The sequence below is a fragment of the Pseudomonas sp. RL_5y_Pfl2_73 genome, assembly GCF_963970515.1.
Lineage (GTDB): Bacteria > Pseudomonadota > Gammaproteobacteria > Pseudomonadales > Pseudomonadaceae > Aquipseudomonas.
The window spans coordinates 202620-218989 of the sequence record NZ_CAXAPD010000008.1 but is presented as its reverse complement, the minus strand read 5'-3'; the positions used below and the strand labels follow the sequence as shown (position 1 = coordinate 218989).

General features: G+C 59.8%; 15 protein-coding genes and 1 other RNA gene. 6 read left to right on the top strand and 10 right to left on the bottom strand.

What is annotated here, in order from left to right; all coding sequences use genetic code 11:
* Positions 1 to 125 precede the first annotated feature (125 nt).
* From ssrA to AACY42_RS10700, 7 genes are all read right to left on the bottom strand, one after another.
* Positions 126 to 522: a transfer-messenger RNA gene (gene ssrA / locus AACY42_RS10730) on the bottom strand.
* Positions 523 to 619: 97 nt separating this feature from the next.
* Entirely contained in the window at positions 620 to 910 is a 291-nt protein-coding gene (locus AACY42_RS10725) for a hypothetical protein (protein WP_339479181.1), read from the bottom strand.
* Between the two features lie 96 nt (positions 911 to 1006).
* On the bottom strand, positions 1007 to 3874 hold the full coding sequence (locus tag AACY42_RS10720) for an FAD-binding and (Fe-S)-binding domain-containing protein (protein WP_339479179.1): 2868 nt from the start codon (positions 3872 to 3874) through the stop codon (positions 1007 to 1009).
* On the bottom strand, positions 3871 to 4542 hold the full coding sequence (locus AACY42_RS10715) for a LutC/YkgG family protein (RefSeq protein WP_339479178.1): 672 nt from the start codon (positions 4540 to 4542) through the stop codon (positions 3871 to 3873). Before AACY42_RS10715 ends, AACY42_RS10720 begins: the two co-directional genes overlap by 4 nt.
* Complete coding sequence (locus AACY42_RS10710) at positions 4539 to 5996, bottom strand: LutB/LldF family L-lactate oxidation iron-sulfur protein (protein ID WP_339479176.1); 1458 nt, start codon at positions 5994 to 5996, stop codon at positions 4539 to 4541. Before AACY42_RS10710 ends, AACY42_RS10715 begins: the two co-directional genes overlap by 4 nt.
* Entirely contained in the window at positions 5993 to 6817 is an 825-nt protein-coding gene (locus AACY42_RS10705; protein WP_339479175.1) for a (Fe-S)-binding protein, read from the bottom strand. Before AACY42_RS10705 ends, AACY42_RS10710 begins: the two co-directional genes overlap by 4 nt.
* Before the next feature lie 149 nt (positions 6818 to 6966).
* Positions 6967 to 8661, bottom strand: coding sequence for a lactate permease LctP family transporter (locus AACY42_RS10700; protein ID WP_339479174.1), 1695 nt, complete (start codon positions 8659 to 8661; stop codon positions 6967 to 6969).
* A gap of 262 nt (positions 8662 to 8923) precedes the next feature.
* On the opposite strand from AACY42_RS10700, the gene AACY42_RS10695 reads away from it, so the two are divergent.
* On the top strand, positions 8924 to 9691 hold the full coding sequence (locus tag AACY42_RS10695) for an FCD domain-containing protein (RefSeq protein ID WP_339479172.1): 768 nt from the start codon (positions 8924 to 8926) through the stop codon (positions 9689 to 9691).
* A gap of 183 nt (positions 9692 to 9874) precedes the next feature.
* Here AACY42_RS10695 and smpB read toward each other — a convergent pair whose 3' ends face one another.
* Positions 9875 to 10357 (bottom strand): SsrA-binding protein SmpB, encoded by a 483-nt coding sequence (smpB, locus tag AACY42_RS10690; protein WP_003197663.1) that lies wholly within the window; start codon positions 10355 to 10357, stop codon positions 9875 to 9877.
* A 118-nt stretch (positions 10358 to 10475) separates the two neighbouring features.
* Between smpB and AACY42_RS10685 the strand changes: the two genes are divergently transcribed.
* Genes AACY42_RS10685 through AACY42_RS10675 form a run of 3 tightly spaced genes read left to right on the top strand, consistent with a single transcriptional unit; the run spans position 10476 to position 12629 of the window.
* Positions 10476 to 11879 carry a sodium-dependent transporter gene (locus AACY42_RS10685; protein WP_339479171.1) on the top strand — a complete coding sequence of 468 codons (1404 nt, stop codon included), beginning with the start codon at positions 10476 to 10478 and terminating at the stop codon, positions 11877 to 11879.
* Between the two features lie 7 nt (positions 11880 to 11886).
* Complete coding sequence (locus tag AACY42_RS10680; protein ID WP_339479170.1) at positions 11887 to 12330, top strand: type II toxin-antitoxin system RatA family toxin; 444 nt, start codon at positions 11887 to 11889, stop codon at positions 12328 to 12330.
* Positions 12327 to 12629: an RnfH family protein gene (locus AACY42_RS10675; protein WP_339479169.1), complete on the top strand. Its 303-nt coding sequence runs from the start codon at positions 12327 to 12329 to the stop codon at positions 12627 to 12629. Before AACY42_RS10680 ends, AACY42_RS10675 begins: the two co-directional genes overlap by 4 nt.
* A 61-nt stretch (positions 12630 to 12690) precedes the next feature.
* Here AACY42_RS10675 and AACY42_RS10670 read toward each other — a convergent pair whose 3' ends face one another.
* Positions 12691 to 13218 carry an outer membrane protein assembly factor BamE gene (locus tag AACY42_RS10670; protein ID WP_339479168.1) on the bottom strand — a complete coding sequence of 176 codons (528 nt, stop codon included), beginning with the start codon at positions 13216 to 13218 and terminating at the stop codon, positions 12691 to 12693.
* Positions 13219 to 13315: 97 nt separating this feature from the next.
* Between AACY42_RS10670 and fur the strand changes: the two genes are divergently transcribed.
* Complete coding sequence (gene fur / locus AACY42_RS10665) at positions 13316 to 13720, top strand: ferric iron uptake transcriptional regulator (protein ID WP_230150441.1); 405 nt, start codon at positions 13316 to 13318, stop codon at positions 13718 to 13720.
* Between the two features lie 75 nt (positions 13721 to 13795).
* On the opposite strand, the gene recN is transcribed toward fur, so the two are convergent.
* The gene (gene recN, locus AACY42_RS10660) at positions 13796 to 15469 is read right to left on the bottom strand and encodes a DNA repair protein RecN (protein ID WP_339479164.1); all 1674 of its coding nucleotides are present in this window, start codon (positions 15467 to 15469) and stop codon (positions 13796 to 13798) included.
* A 241-nt stretch (positions 15470 to 15710) separates the two neighbouring features.
* Here recN and grpE point away from each other — a divergent pair, with 241 nt between their 5' ends.
* The gene (gene grpE / locus AACY42_RS10655) at positions 15711 to 16277 is read left to right on the top strand and encodes a nucleotide exchange factor GrpE (RefSeq protein ID WP_013692249.1); all 567 of its coding nucleotides are present in this window, start codon (positions 15711 to 15713) and stop codon (positions 16275 to 16277) included.
* Positions 16278 to 16370 lie beyond the last annotated feature (93 nt).

The window sequence follows — 16370 nt, the reverse complement described above, 5'->3', positions numbered from 1 at the left end:
ATTTGGAATACCCAAATGGCTGGAACTCAGAAAATCTCTACGGAGCCCAATAGCGCTTAAACCCTTGATTTTGCTGGATTTCAGGCACAAAAAAAGACGTCCGTGGACGTCTTTAGATGATGAAGTGGTGGAGCCGGGGGGATTTGAACCCCCGTCCGCCAGTACTCCGCTGTCGGTACTACATGCGTAGCCGTGTCTATTAAGTTAACCCTCAGCGACCCGACGGGCAGGGTGCTTTGGGCGAGTTGTGTAAGTTTTAGCCGATTCGTCCACAACGTACTGCACGGCGATTCCGTTCTATATGACAATCACTTTGGGTTTACGGACATCCCCTCATGATTGCTGGACCCGAAGGTACCAGAAGCTCAGGGTCTAAGGCTGCTTACGCAGCGATAGCGAATTCCTGGCCGTAGTTTTCGTCATTGGCAACTATAGAAGTTGCAACAGTGGATTTACGAGTTCTGTTACCAACTCGGCATGCACCTAAAGTTTCGCAACCGGCGTCGAATCCTAAACGGCCCCGAACCTGCCGCTCCGTGAAGCTGGAGGAGCAGCAGGCATTCGCAGTGTACGCCAATCCGCGTCTGAGGCCAACCCGAAGGTTGGCCGCACGCGACAATTACTGTTGATCGCCTTTGGTGTTGTTCTGCAATTTCTGAAGAGCCTGGGTGGTCAGCGAGATGCAATTCTTGCTGCCTTCCTCGGTGCCTTTGGCTTGTTCGGTCGTGGCCTGCTTGACGGTGGCGTCGATGTCGTTTTCCATGCTTTTGCTCATCTGCTCGGTGCTGACTTTCGCATCCTTGATTTTTTGCAGATTGACCTGGCAAAGGTCTGGCTGGCTATCTGCAAACACCGGAGAGGCCAACATCGCAGCGGAAATGAACAAGCCAGCAAGTGCGGTGCGCTTCATGTGTATCTCCTTGAACGTAGGGTCTCGGTGCCGCTGGACAGTCGCGGCCAGGCCGAGTCGGTGGATGGCCCAGCGGAGCCGGGCCTATTCAAGTGACTATAGCGATGCGCAGGAATTCGATTTTTCTTCGAGTCCCGCGGCAAGGCCCTCTCCCTCAGCGGGTTTGGGGCGGGTGACACGGTCAACCAGATAGACCAGTCCGTGGTAGTCGATTGCGCCGTGTTGTGTAAGACCTATCTCGCAGGTGCGGCTGGTGGAAATCCCTTCGCTGCAATGCTGTACCGCGTCCTTCAGTGAGCGCAGCGAGTGGGCGTTCAGCTCTGGCGTGGAGAAGCCTTTGTCGCCGGCGAAACCGCAACAATGGATGCCTTCCGGGATGACCACGTTTTTACTGCATTGGCGCGCCAGGTCGATCAGCGCCTGGCTTTCGCCAAGGTGCTGCGTGCTGCACGTGACGTGCACGGCGATGGGCGCCTCTTGGGGAGTGAAGTCGAGTCGATCCATCAAGTGGGTGCGGATGAAACGCACCGGGTCATACAGGTCCAGGCGCACGTCGCCAAGGTCCTGGACCAGCCGCAATGTGCAGGGGCTGGTGTCACAGTAGATGGGGTCGAGCCCGCCGCGACTGGCGTGCAGCAAGGCGCCGATCAGTTCCTGGCGCTTATGCTCGGCCTGTTCTGTGTAGCCTTTGGACGCAAAGGGCTGGCCGCAGCAGAGGCTGTCCACATTGTCTGGAAAGACCACTTGATAACCGGCCTTTTCCAGCAGGCCGCGGGTCTTGTCGTACAGCGACATCTGCTCTTTGTCCTTCGCCGTTGGGCCCATGACCCGCGACACGCATGCCGCCAGGTACACGACTCTCGGGCGCTCGTCCGACACGGTGACGCTTACGCGGATGGCCTTTTCCGGCTGGGGCATGGCGTTGGTCCACTGTGGCACCTGGCCCTTGGACAGGTGCGTCAACGAGGCCGACAGTTTCGCCAGGCGAGGCGCGCCCAGCAGCATGCGTGCGCCGTTGGCGACGTGCAGGGCGAAGCGTGCGCCTTGCAGTGTGGTGGCGAAATTTCCTTCAATCCAGTTGGCGGTTTTCGTCTTCGTCGCGTCACGGCTGCGCAGTTTTTTCACCAGTTCGCCGGTATTGATGCCGACCGGGCAACGTTGTGCACACAGGCCCGTGGCGGCGCAGGTATCGATGCCCTGGTATTGGTAGGCACGTTCCAGTTCGGTGGTGTCGGTGCCTGCGCGTTTCTTCGCTTGGATATCCCGCCAGATCACGATGCGCTGGCGCGGGCTCAAGGTCAGGTCCTTGGACGGGCACACCGGCTCGCAAAAACCGCACTCGATGCACTTATCCACAATCTCATCGGCGGCCGGCAGCGGTTTGAGGTGCTTGAGGTGGATTTGCGGATCTTCGCTGAGCACCACGTCCGGGTTGAGGATGCCGTTGGGATCGAGCAGGCGTTTGAGCTGCCACATCAATTGGTAGGCGTCGCTGCCCCACTCCAGCTCGACGAACGGCGCCATGTTGCGCCCAGTGCCGTGTTCGGCTTTCAGCGAGCCGCCGAACTCCACCGCCACCAACTGCGCCACCTCATCCATGAACGCCTGGTAGCGTGCGACTTCTTCAGGGTTGTTGAAGCCTTGGGTGAAGACGAAGTGCAGATTGCCTTCCAGTGCGTGTCCGAAAAGGATCGCTTCGTCGTAGTGATGTTTGTCGAACAGCTCGATCAGGCGGTTCACGCCCAGGGCCAGTTGTTCCACCGGGAAGGTCACGTCTTCGATGATTACCGTGGTCCCGGTTTTACGTACCGCACCCACGGCTGGAAAGGTGTCTTTGCGGATCGCCCAGAGCCGGGCGTTTTCCCGTGGGTCTTCGGTAAAATCAACCTGTTTTTCCACCGGGAAACCGGCCAGGGCGGCCATGATCCGGGCCAGCTGTTCTTGCAGTAGCGATGAGGACGCGGCGCGGGATTCGATCAGCAAGGCGCAGGCATTGGTCGACAGATGCTGTACGAAATCTGGCATGCCCGGTTTCTCCTGCACCGAGCGCAGGCTGCGACGGTCCAGCAGTTCCACGGCCGAGACGGGCTGGCTTTTTAGCACGCTGACGGCGTTGCAGCAGGTTTCCACATTGGGGAATACGATCAGGGCCGAGGCTTTGTTCGGATGGTCGATGACGGTGTTGTAGGTCACCGCACTGATGAAGCCTAGGGTGCCTTCGGAGCCGACCAGCAGGTGGCTCAAGATATCCACAGGCTCGTCAAAATCCACCAGGGCATTGAGTGATAGGCCGGTGGTATTTTTCAGACGATATTTATGCCGAATTCGCGCAGCCAATTCAGTGTTGGCGCGGGTCTCGCGGCCCAGAGTCGCCAGGCGTTCCAGCAGTTCGCCATGGCTCGTACGAAAAGCCGCCACGCTGCTGTCGTCTTCGGTATCCAGGCGTGTGCCATCGGCCAGTACCAGGCGGATGCCGGCCAGGGTGTGATAGGTGTTCTGCGCCGTTCCGCAGCACATGCCGCTGGCGTTGTTGGCGACGATGCCGCCGATTTTGCAGGCGTTGATCGACGCCGGATCAGGGCCGATCTTGCGCCCGAACGGGGCCAGCCAGGCGTTGGCCTGGGCGCCGATCACGCCGGGCTGCAAGCGGATCTGCGTGCCTTGTTCACGAATCTCGCGCCCGTTCCAGTTATCCCCCAGCACAATCAGCACCGAGTCGCTGATGGCCTGCCCGGACAGGCTGGTGCCGGCGGCGCGGAAGGTGACCGGCACCTGGTCGCGCTGGGCCAGTTTCAGCAGGGCAATCACTTCATCTTCGGATTCGACGCGTACCACCAGTTTCGGAATCAACCGATAGAAACTGGCGTCGGTACCGAAGGCCAAGGTCGACAGCGGATCGTCGAAACGTCGTTTTTGCGGAATCAGTTGCTGTACATCACGCAGGAAAGGGGCCGGAAGGGTCATTGGTCCTCCAGAATCAAAACCACCAGATCCTTCGGACCATGGGCGCCGTAGGCCAGGACTTGTTCGATGTCGGCGGTTTTCGACGGGCCCGATACCAGCAAGGCGTTGCTGGGCATGCCCTGGGCCCATGCGAATTCCTGCTGCACTTCATAGAAGTTGTCACGGATTTGGCTGGCTTTGAGCAGGGCGAAATGTACCGGTGGCACCAGGCTCATCAGCCGCGGTTCTTCCCGCGTTGGCCAGAGAATCAAGCTGCCGGTGGCGGCGATGGCGCCGAGGGTGCCGGTGAGGCTGGCGGGGGTGTCGTTGAACAACTCGGCCTTCCACTCTTCTACCGGGCGGTCGTAGGCCTTGAGGGTTGGCAGGTCCGGATGGTTCGCCCAGAACTGTGTGATTTTTTTCCCGTGCGCGGTGGTCGGGGCGATGAGCAGGCTCGGTAATTGTCGGTCGCGCAGCAATTGCGCGAGCAGGGCCGGCCAGCCTTCGTCGGATGTGAGGTGGATTTCGGTGTGCACCGCTTCCATCAGCTTGCGCAATTGCGGGATGCGCTCCTCGGGCGCATAGCGATAGGTTTGCGTCACCAGCTCGACGTCGAAGTTGTCGGCAACCGGCGTGGCGCCGGTCAGGCTTTTGCGCAGTTTGGCGAGGATATTGTCCTTGGCGCTCATCGGCGGTCTCCCGGCGGGTTCAGGTGTTCACGGGCCAGGTCATGCAATGAGCGGGCGGCGGGTTTGGGGGCGCTGTGGTTCTGGGTCCATGGGCCGACGTTTTTGGGCGTCAGGGCGCGCAGGCGCGTGGCGAGGAACCCGAACAGCCGATACAACCGTGGCGAGCTGTTGAGCCGAGCCCAGGCATTCCAGATGAAGCGTTCCTTGGGTGAGTACTTGCTGCCCTGGCCGCGCATCACTTGATGGGGGCTGTCCGGCGCCTTGACGTTTTCTTCGCGCAGCCGTCGCAGCAAAGCCGGGATCGGAATTTTCACCGGACACACTTCACCGCAGGCGCCGCACAGTGAAGAGGCGCTCGGGTGGTCCGGCACCTTGGCCAGGCCGACCATGTGCGGCGTGATGATTTTTCCGATAGGCCCCGGGTAAACCTCGCCGTAGGCATGACCGCCGATTCGGGTATAGACCGGGCAATGATTCATACAGGCGCCGCAGCGAATGCAGTTCAGCGTCTGGCGCAATTCGCTGTCGGCAAACGCCTGGCTGCGACCGTTGTCGAGCAGGACCAGGTGGACTTCCTGGGGACCGTCCAGTTCGTCAGCCTTGCGCGGGCCGGAGATCATGTTGACGTAGGTGGTGATCGGCTGGCCGAGGGCCGAACGGGTCAGTAGCGAGAGCAGTGGCACGACGTCGCGCAGGTTCTCGACGACTTTTTCGATGCCAGTCACGGCAATATGCACCGGCGGCACGGTGGTGGACATCCGCCCGTTGCCTTCGTTTTCCACCAGCAACAGCGTGCCGGTTTCGGCGACGGCGAAGTTGACGCCGGAGACGCCGATGTCGGCCTCGAAGAATTTCTGCCGCAATACCTTGCGACCGATCTGAATGAGTTGGTCAACGTCCTTGGTGTACTCCACGCCGAGTTTGTCGTGGAACAAGGACGCGACCTGACCGGCATTCTTGTGGATCGCCGGCATAATGATGTGTGAAGGCTTCTCGTGGTCGAGCTGGACGATGTATTCCCCCATGTCGGACTCAAGACATTCAATGTCCCGAGCCTCGAGGAAATGGTTCATTTCCATCTCTTCGCTGACCATCGATTTGCCCTTGATCACTTGCCGCGCCTCGTGAGCGCGGATGATCGAGAGGACGATGCCGTTGGCTTCGTCCACCGTTTCCGCCCAGTGCACGTTCACACCGTTGCGGGTCAGGTTGCTTTCAAGTTGCTCGAGCAGGTCGGGCAACTTCGATAACGCACGGGCGCGGACAGCATTGCCCAGCACGCGCAGGTGTTCTCTTTCGTGGGCATCGCTGAAGGACGTTGCCCGTTTGGTCATCAGTGAATCCATCGCGCTGCGAAAGTTGTTTCGCAGTTGCGTGTCGTCCAGGGCCTTGTGGGCTCGGGCGCGAAAATCTTCCTGCACCTCAACGGTCGGAATCAGCGTCGGTGTGCTCATGCGACACCTCCGCTACGCTGCCAGAGGAAGCTCGCCAGGTGCTGGCCGCGTAGCGCCTCCTGCTGTTTTTCCAGGGCGCCGTTGATGTTCATCAAGCAGCCGCAGTCGGCGCTGACGACCTGATGCGCGCCGGATTCCTTCAGCGCTCGGGTCTTGTCGGCCACCATCGCGCCGGAAATATCCGGCATACGGACGCTGAACGTCCCACCAAAGCCACAACATTCGCTTTCGTGGCTGTGTTCGACTCGTTCCACATTGCGCAACTGCGCCAATAAGGCACGGCCGTGCAGGTGGGTATTCATTTCACGCCGTGCCGAGCAGGACGTGTGCAGCGCAACCTTCACCGGCTTGCCGCTGTCGTTCAACTGCACCTTGCAGACAAACAGCAGGAATTCGGCCAGTTCATAGGTCCGGGCGGCCAGGGCCTGGACCTGTTTGAGCGTGTCGGGCTCGTCCTTGAACAGGTCGGCGTAATGCTCGCGCAGCATGCCGGCGCAGGAGCCCGAGGGCACGACCACCGGATAGTCTTCGGCGAACAAGGCCAACTGCGCCCGTGCCACCGTCCGCGCTTGCTCGGTGTAGCCCGAGGTGTAGGCCGGTTGGCCGCAGCAACTTTGCCCTTGCGGGTAGTCCACCCGGATCCCTTCGCGCTCCAGCAGATGAATCGCATCCATCCCGGCTTCGGGATAGAACAAGTCCACCACGCACGTGCCGAACAGGTAGACCCGTTGCGGTTTCTCGCTGGGGTACTGCCGCGGTTCGGGCACTGGCGGGGCGACACGGGTCGCGTTCGGCACGGCGTTGTAAAAAAGCTCGCTCATCAGGCGTGTCTCCGGGTGGTCCCGGTTCTCCGTCCGCTGAGGCTGCTGAATATAGACAGGAAATCTTTCAGCAGCCTTGCAGACCCGGTGGTGATTGGCAGACGCCGAGTCACGGTTCGGCGTCGGTTTTCCAGTGTTATGTGTAGGACTTAATGAACCAGCATGCCGGTAAACCAGTAGGCCTGGGCCAGCGTGATCAGGCCGACAATCGTTGCAAAGAATAGGCTGTGTTTGAGGGTGAAACGGAACAGATCCGATTCCTTGCCCACCAGCCCGGTCGCGGCGCACGCCACCGCGATCGATTGTGGCGAGATCATTTTGCCGGTCACGCCGCCGCTGGTATTGGCCGCGACGAGCAAGGTGTCGTGGACGCCGATCTGGTGCGCGGTGGTGGCTTGCAGCGAGCTGAACAGCGCGTTGGACGACGTATCGGAACCGGTCAGGAATACACCCAGCCAACCCAGGAACGGCGAGAAGAACGGGAACGCCGCGCCCGTGCCGGCCAGCACCAGGGCCATGGTCGACGACATGCCCGAGTAGTTGGTGACGAAGGCGAACGCCAGCACCATGCCGATGGACAGGATCGGCCAGCGCAGCTCGAACAGTGTCTCTTTAAAAGTGGTAAGACCAGTTCTGATGTTGATGTTCAGCACCAGCATCGAGATCAGTGCGGAGAAGAAAATCGCCGTGCCGGTGGCGGAAATCGGATCAAGCTTGAACACGGCCGGAAGGGCGGTGGGGTTGAGCACGATGGGCGCGACCTTGATCACCATCTGGTCCAGATGCGGGATGGCGAAGTTGAACACCCAGCCGTACATCGAGCCGCCAGCGGCGAACATCGCCTTGAACGGCTTGAGGGTCCAGATCGTCACCAATACGGTCAGGATCAGGAACGGCGACCAGGCCTTGATGATTTTCCCCAGGCTGTAGGGCGAAGCCACGGTGCTGCGCGGTTGGCCGAAACCGCCGACGTTGGCGGTGACCGTTGCGCTGGAGGTGGCGCCGGCAATCTGGGCGCCAGCGGTGCGCTTGGGCTGCCAGACTTTCAGGAACAGCGTCAGGGAAATCAGGCTGGCCAGGGCGGAGGTGATGTCCGGCAGTTCCGGGCCAATGAAGTTGGAGGTGAAGTACTGGGTGATGGCGAAGCTCAAGCCTGCTACCAGCGCAGCTGGCCAGGTTTCCCGCACGCCGCGCAGACCGTCCATCATGAACACCAGCCAGAACGGCACGAACAACGACAGCAAGGGCAACTGGCGACCGGTCATGGCGCCGATCTTGAAGGCGTCGATCCCGGTGACCTGACCGGCCACGATGATCGGAATGCCCAGCGCACCGAACGCTACCGGTGCGGTGTTGGCGATCAGGCACAGGCCCGCGGCGTACAGGGGGTTGAAGCCCAGGCCGACTAGCAGGGCGGCAGTGATCGCCACCGGAGCACCGAAACCGGCGGCACCTTCCAGAAATGCGCCGAAGCAAAAGCCGATCAGCAGCACTTGCAAGCGTTGGTCATCGGTAATCGACAGCACCGAGCTGCGAATCACCTCGAACTGGCCGCTCTTGACCGTCAGTTTGTAGAGGAATACGGCGGCGACGATGATCCAGGCGATGGGCCATAGACCGTAGGCAAAGCCATAGCCGGCGGCGGCAAAGGCCATGTCGGCGGGCATATTGAACGCGAAAATCGCCACGGCAATCGCCAGGGCCAGGGTGACGCCGCCGGCCACATGCCCCTTGAGGCGAAACACCGCCAGGGCCAGGAAGAAAAAGACGATGGGAATGACGGCCGCGAGTGCGGACAAGCCGAGACTGCCGAGCGGATTGTAGAGCTGTTGCCAGGTTTGCATGGTGGGTGGGCCCCTAATTGTTGTTGGTCAGGCACTGATCAGCGCTTTGGATAATTGGTAATACCAATTTACAAGCGCTGTTGGCTAGGGTAAAAGCCTTGGTTGTCGTGTGTCAATTTGCCGCCCTGAAACTTTCGTCGAATAAGCGGTGCAGAGGGCATCTGATCCGGTGGTGAAAACGGCTTTTGATGGGTGTGGATAAGCCCCGGATGGGCCAGAATAGAGAGCCCGGCGAGCCGTCGGGATCGTGGAGAATTGAGTTATGGGGTTTGATCAGATTCGTCAGCGCCGTTTGTCTGACGATATTGTCGAGCGGCTTGAAGGCATGATCCTTGAGGGCACGCTCAAGTCGGGTGAGCGGCTGCCGGCCGAACGGACCCTGGCTGAGCAGTTCGGTGTGTCACGCCCTTCGTTGCGCGAGGCGATCCAGAAACTGGCGGCCAAAGGCTTGTTGGTCAGTCGCCAGGGCGGCGGCAACTATGTGGTGGAGTCGCTGGGCTCGACGTTCAGTGATCCGCTGCTGCAGCTTTTGGAAAGCAATCCCGAAGCGCAGCGTGACTTGCTGGAGTTCCGTCACACCTTGGAAGCGTCCTGTGCTTATTACGCGGCGCAGCGGGCCACGGAGGTGGACCGCGAGCGGCTGACGGCGGCATTCGACGAACTGCAGGACTGTTACTCGCGTCACGAGGAGGTGAGCCGGGTGGAGGAGGGCGCGGCGGATGCCCGGTTTCACCTGGCGATTGCCGAGGCCAGTCATAACGCGGTGTTGCTGCACACCATCCGCGGCCTGTTCGACCTGCTCAAGCGCAACGTGGTGACCAACATCGGCGGTATGTACAAGCAGCGCAGTGAAACCCGCGACATGTTGATCAGCCAGCACCGGGAGTTGTACCAGGCGATTATGGCCGGGCACGCCGAACAAGCGCGGGAAGTGTCCAGCCGGCATATCTTGTATGTGCAGGAGGTTTTGGAAGAGGTGCGTCAGGAAGTGCAGCGCGTGGCGCGGGCGGAGCGGCGTAAAGGCATGTAGTCAGTTAGTGCTGTGGTGGTTGGGTGATCGCATTCGCGAGCAAGCCCGCTCCCACATGGGATTTATGCTCGATCATCATTGTGTGATCGGCGCAGGATCCATGTGGGAGCGAGCTTGTCTGACACATCAATGTCGCCTGTGTCGTCATCGCGAGCAAGCTCGGTTCCCGCTGTCGATCCCGGGCTAGTCTTCCTTGCCCTTGTTGCGCACCGCGCGCTGCAGCTCGCGGCCGGCATCGCGTTCGCGTTCGGTGTCGCGCTTGTCGTATTCCTTCTTGCCCTTGCCCAGGGCAATTTCGCACTTGATCAAGTGCTTGCTCCAGTACAGCGACGTGCAGACGCAGGTGTAGCCCTTCTGCTGCACGGAGGCGAAGAGCTTTTCCAGCTCGCGCTTGTTGAGCAGCAGCTTGCGTGAGCGTGTCGGGTCGGCGATCACGTGGGTGCTGGCGGTGGTCAGCGGCGTGAAATGGCTGCCCAGCAGCCAGGCCTCGCCGTCCTTGAGCAGCACGTAGCTGTCGACCAGTTGCGCCTTGCCGGCACGCAGGCTCTTTACTTCCCAGCCGGCCAGGACCATGCCAGCCTCGAAACGCTGTTCGATGAAGTAATCGTGTCGCGCCTTTTTATTTTGCGCGATGGTCCCTGTGGGGTGTTTCTTCTGTTTAGCCATAGGGGCGGCATTATAGGCAGTTGCGTGCGTGTCGGCTACGGTGAAGCAGCGTGCTTGAGCACGTTGAGTGAATCCCGGACAATGCGGCCTCTTTTTTGAATGCTTGGGCGTGATCACGATGTCGACAGACAAGGTTTCTGTCCACGGCAGTTGGGCTAGCCGCTGGGTCTTTATATTCGCTGCAACCGGTTCGGCGGTGGGGCTGGGCAGTATCTGGAAATTCCCCTACATGGTCGGCGTCTACGGTGGCGGTGCCTTCGTACTGATGTTCCTGGCGTGCATTGCGTTGATCGGCGCGCCGGTCATGCTGGCCGAAACCCTGATCGGTCGTCGGGCCCGGCAAAGCCCGGCCAATGCCCTGAAGGTGCTGGCGGTGGAAGCAGGGCATTCGGCCAAGTGGTCGTGGGGTGCCTTCGCCGGGATGATCACGGCGCTGTTGATCCTGTCTTTCTATAGCGTGGTCGGTGGTTGGTCGCTGGATTACATCATCGACATGGGGCGTGGGGATTTTCAGGGTGTGACGCCTGATCAGGTAGGCGCCTACTTTGGCAATGTGATTGCCGATCCCTGGAGGCTGACCCTCTGGCACACGATTTTCATGGTGCTCTCGGCGGTGGTGATTGCCCGGGGCGTGGTGGCCGGGCTTGAACGCAGCCTGCGGATCATGATGCCGTTGCTGTTCGTGATGATCCTGGTGCTGCTGGGTTACAGCATGACCACTGGGCATTTCATGGAGGGCGTGCATTTCATGTTCGACTTCCAGCCGGAGAAAGTCATGGAGGGCCTGCTGCCGGCCATGGGGCATGCGTTTTTCTCCCTGAGCGTCGGGGTCGGTTCGATCATGATCTATGGCGCCTACATGCCCAAGAATGCGTCCCTGACCCGGACCGTTGTCGGTGTCGCGCTGTTGGATACCTTCGTATCGTTGTTGGCGGGAGTGGCGTTGTTTCCGATTGTGTTCGCCGCCGGCCTGAACCCCAGTGAGGGGCCGGGGCTGATGTTTGTCAGCCTGCCTTTTGCCTTTGGCAACATGGCCTTCGGCCAAGTGATGGGCGTGGTATTTTTCCTCCTGGTAGCCATTGCGGCCTGGAGCTCGGCCATTTCCCTGTTGGAGCCCATGGTGGCTTACCTGGTTGAACGGACTCGGCTCAGTCGTGCCTGGGTGACCTTTTGGCTGGCCTTTACCTGCTGGTTTGTCGGTCTGGGTACGGTGTTTTCCTTCAATATATGGAAGCAGGCGAAGTTTTTCGTGAGCGAAGACGGGCTCTTCCACCTCTACCGGTGGGGCGCAGCCGGAGGGCTGGATTTCTTCGGCGTGATTGATTTCTTCACCTCACGGATCATGCTGCCATTGGGTGGTTTGTGTTTCGTCGTATTTGCAGGGTGGATCATGGGGCGTGAAGCGGTGCGTGATGAATTGTCGCTGCGTAGTCCAGTATTGTTTGGTTTGAGCCTGTTCTTGATGCGCTACGTGGCGCCCATCGGCATTCTTGTAGTGTTTGCCGCCCAGCTGTGGAAGTGACGCTTACATGACGACACATATTCAACGCTCGGCCTTGCTGCCCTACCCGGCGCAGGCGCTGTATGACCTGGTCAACGATGTGGCGAGCTACCCGGAGTTCCTGCCGTGGTGCTCATCGGCCGAGGTGCTGGAGAGCTCTGAAACGCATATGCGCGCCAGCCTCAACATTGCCAAGAGCGGCTTGAGCCAGCGCTTTGTCACGCGCAATACGCTGGTACCAGGGCAGTCCATCGAGATGAATCTGGAAGAAGGGCCTTTCAATCAGCTCCACGGTGTCTGGGTGTTCAAGCCTCTGGGCGAAAAGGCCTGCAAGATCAGCCTGGACCTGTCGTTCGACTACGCCGGCCCTCTGGTGCGGGCGACGCTGGGGCCGCTGTTCAATCAGGCCGCCAATACCCTGGTCGATGCGTTCTGCCAGCGGGCCAAGCAGAATGCAGAGCTCAGGCGTTGATTGAGGTAGAAGTGGTGTATGCCTCGGCGGAGCGCCAGGTCTTGCATGCATGCCTGGTGCAGGAAGGCTCGAGTGTTCGTGCAGCACTGCTGGCATCAGGCATTGGCGATGTGTTTCCGGAGCTGGACCTGGTGACTTGCCCGGTGGGGATTTTTGGCAAAGTGGTTGCCGATCCGGAGCGCCAGGTGGTGCAGGCGGCTGATCGACTAGAGATTTATCGACCGTTGTTGGCCGATCCGAAAGAAGTTCGTCGCTTGCGCGCGGCTAAGGCTGCCCAGGCGCGTCAATCGGAGCAATAACCTGGCTTGAATGACAGGCAATAAAAAAACCCGGCATGCCGGGTTTTTTTATTGCCGCAATTTATTGCGGCGAGGTGTCCAGGGGCTCTGGCGTCGGGACTGGTACAGTCTCGACCTGGTCCACGTCCTTCTGGATCTGGTCCAGCAACGAACCTGGCTTGGCCGGTTTTTCCGGTTTCGGCTGTTCGGCATTCTGGGCCGGGTCGGTCATGGTGTTGTCGCTATCCTTGCCCAGGATGGCCTCGTCACGGCTCACGCCAGGCATGAAATCGCCTGACAGGCTGACGAGTTGGTCGTTGGGGCTAAAGATAACGCTGATGCGTTCCTGTTGGCGCTCACCGCCGCCTGGCTGCAAGCTGTACAGGTAATCCCAGCGATCGGCATGGAACGTGTCGGTCAGCAGGGGGTTACCCATGATAAACCGTACTTGCCGGCGGGTCATTCCCGGGCGTAACTGGTCTATCATGTCCTGCGTGACGACATTGCCCTGCTGGATGTCGATTTTGTAAACCCCGGGGAATGAACAACCGGCGAGTGCGAGCAGTCCCACAAAGGTGAAACTGGTTAGCAAGAGCTTGGTGTTTTGCATCGGTGGGCGACTTCCACTATCTTGGCTGGGACAACGTAAACGCCGATCATACCCGCATTAAGAGAAGCTGCGAAGCAGCATCGCGAGAAAGCTGACCATGGTTGAAAATAGCGAACTACGCAAAGCCGGCCTCAAAGTGACCCTGCCACGGGTCAAAATTCTACAAATGCTCGATTCCGCCGAGCAACGCCACATGAGTGCTGAAGATGTCTATAAGGCGCTTATGGAGGCTGGTGAGGACGTCGGTCTGGCCACGGTTTACCGTGTTCTGACTCAGTTCGAGGCTGCGGGTCTTGTGGCTCGTCATAATTTCGATGGCGGTCATGCGGTCTTTGAATTGGCTGACGGGGAGCACCACGATCACATGGTGGACGTGGATACCCGTGAGGTCATCGAGTTCATCAGTCCGGAAATCGAAGCGCTGCAAAAAGAAATTGCTGAAAAGTATGGCTTCGAGCTGATCGATCACCATCTCGTCTTGCATGTGCGCAAGAGGAAGTAAGCTCGTTGTGTGAGCCCACAGCTCCCAAACGAAAGAAGGCGACCCTAGGGTCGCCTTCTTGCTGTGCGGTTTTTGTCAGGTTTTTACGGTAACGACCATTTTTTTCGCGTGGGCCAGGGATTCCTTAGTGAGGTCGATACCTCCGAGCATTCGCGCCACCTCTTCCACACGCTCGTTTTTGTTGAGCTTGGACACGGCGGTACGCGTGGCGTCTTCGCCACGTACCTTGTGCACAAATAAATGCTGGTGTCCCTGGGCGGCGACCTGGGGTAGGTGAGTCACCGTCAGCACCTGGCCGCGTTCCCCCAGCCGCCGAAGCAACTGGCCGACAATTTCCGCGGTTGGGCCACCGATGCCCACGTCCACTTCGTCGAATACCAGCGTCGGCACGCGAGAGGTCTGCGCGGTGATCACCTGGATGGCCAGGCTGATTCGTGACAGCTCGCCGCCGGAGGCGACTTTGGCCAGGGCCTTGAGCGGTTGCCCGGGGTTGGCGCTGGCCAGCAGTTCCACTTGCTCCAGGCCATTGGGCTGGAGCTCGGCACCAGCGTTGGGGCGCAATTCTATGGTGAAGCGACCGCCCGGCATGCCCAGGCGCTGGATTTCCTGCTCCACGGCGCTGGCCAGCCCTGTTGCGGCGCGCTGCCGCAGTTCACTGAGCTCCTTGGCCTTTTCCTGGTAATGACGGGCATAAGAAGCCAGTTCGTCCCCCAGGCGCTCGATGGATTCATCGTTGGCGTTCAGGGTTTCCAGCTCTTCCAGCAGCCGCTGCTGGAGTTCGGCAACATCGGTCGGCTGGATGCGGTGCTTGCGCGCCAGTGTATAGATGGAGTCCAGGCGCTCTTCCAGGTATTGCAGGCGGGCCGGGTCGGCATCGAAATGATCGAGGAACCGATTCAGCTCCCCGACGGCTTCTTCGACCTGGATCTGCGCACTCGTCAGCAGGTTGGTCGCTTCGTTCAGGGTGCCCACCGAATTGTTCACGCTGGAGAGCCGGTTCAAGCTCGCTGTCAGTGCGTTGAGCACATTGCCTGAATCGCTCTCGCTGCATTGTTCGACCACTTGCCGGCAAATGCTCAGCAGGGTTTCGGCGTTGGTCAGGTTCTTGTGTTCCTGCTCCAGTTCTTCCAGTTCATTTTCACCCAGGGCCAGGTTCTCCAGCTCTTCGAGCTGGTAGCTCAACAACTGGTGACGAGCACGCTGTTCGTCACCGGAGTTGGAAAGACGATCCAGTTCCTGCCGGGTCTGGCGCCAGCGTTGGGCCGCCAGTTGGACCTGGCGGGCCAGGTCCGTGGCGCCGGCGTATTCATCCAGCAGGCGTCGATGGGTATCGGTCTTGAGCAGGGATTGGTGTTCGTGCTGGCTGTGAATGTCGATCAGCAGCTCGCCGAGGGCCTTGAGGTCGCCCAGGGGGCAGGGCGTGCCGTTGATGTAGCCTCGGGAGCGGCCTTCGGCGGTGATGACCCGGCGCAGGATGCACAGGCCGTCGGTGTCCAGGTCGCGTTCGGCCAGCCAGGCACTGGCCTCGGGGATGTCGAGCAAGTCGAACGTCGCCAGGATGTCGGCTTTATCCGCTCCGGGGCGAACCACGCCGCTGTCGGCGCGGTCGCCCAGCGTCAGGCCCAGGGCATCGAGCATGATCGACTTGCCAGCGCCGGTTTCACCGGTGATCACACTCATGCCTCGATCAAGTTCGAGGTCGAGGTGTTCGACGATGGCGTAGTTGTGTACGGACAGGTGCACCAGCATAAGGCCGCTCCCAGGCTTTAGGTCTGGTTATTTATACAGTGTTTTGTTTTGGCCTGACAATGCCCCTGCTTAGCTCGATTTGCGTGGACAGATGATTTTCTTAGCGCTAAGGGGAATGGTTATGCAGCGGTTTTTTGTAAGGTCAATTCGTCAGATGGCCCTTGAAGCTGCAAAACCCGGCCCCATATACCGGGGCAGAAGCGCGAGTTGAGCTCGCGGACGAAGTTGAGAGGAGAAATCTATGGCTGACGAACAGACGCAGGACACGCAAAATCTAGACGCCAATCAGGCTTCCCAGGATTCCGGTGAAGACCTGGCGGCACGTGTACAAGTGCTCGAGGAGCAACTGGCCGGTGCGCAGGATCAGGCGTTGCGTGTCGCCGCCGACCTGCAGAATGTCCGCCGTCGCGCCGAGCAGGATGTAGAGAAGGCTCATAAATTCGCCCTGGAGCGTTTTGCAGGCGACCTGCTGCCGATCATCGACAGCCTGGAGCGTGGCCTGGAGCTGTCCAACCCGGATGACGAAAACATTCGTCCGATGCGTGAAGGCATCGAGCTGACCCTGAAAATGTTCCAGGACACTCTCAAGCGTTATCAGCTCGAAACCCTTGATCCGCATGGTGAGCCCTTCAACGCCGAGCACCACCAGGCCATGGCGATGCAGGAAAGTGCTGATGTCGAGCCAAACAGTGTGCTGAAGGTTTTCCAGAAGGGCTATCTGCTTAACGGTCGTCTGCTGCGCCCGGCCATGGTCGTGGTCAGCAAGACGCCAGCGCCGGTTTCGCCTTCGATTGATGAGCAGGCTTGAAATCGGTCTTGGCGGCCCCATCTATAAGTCAAGCGTTTAAGTGCTACCGCAGTTAGCCACCACTGCTGCGGCAACAAAATCCAAGTTTCGGGA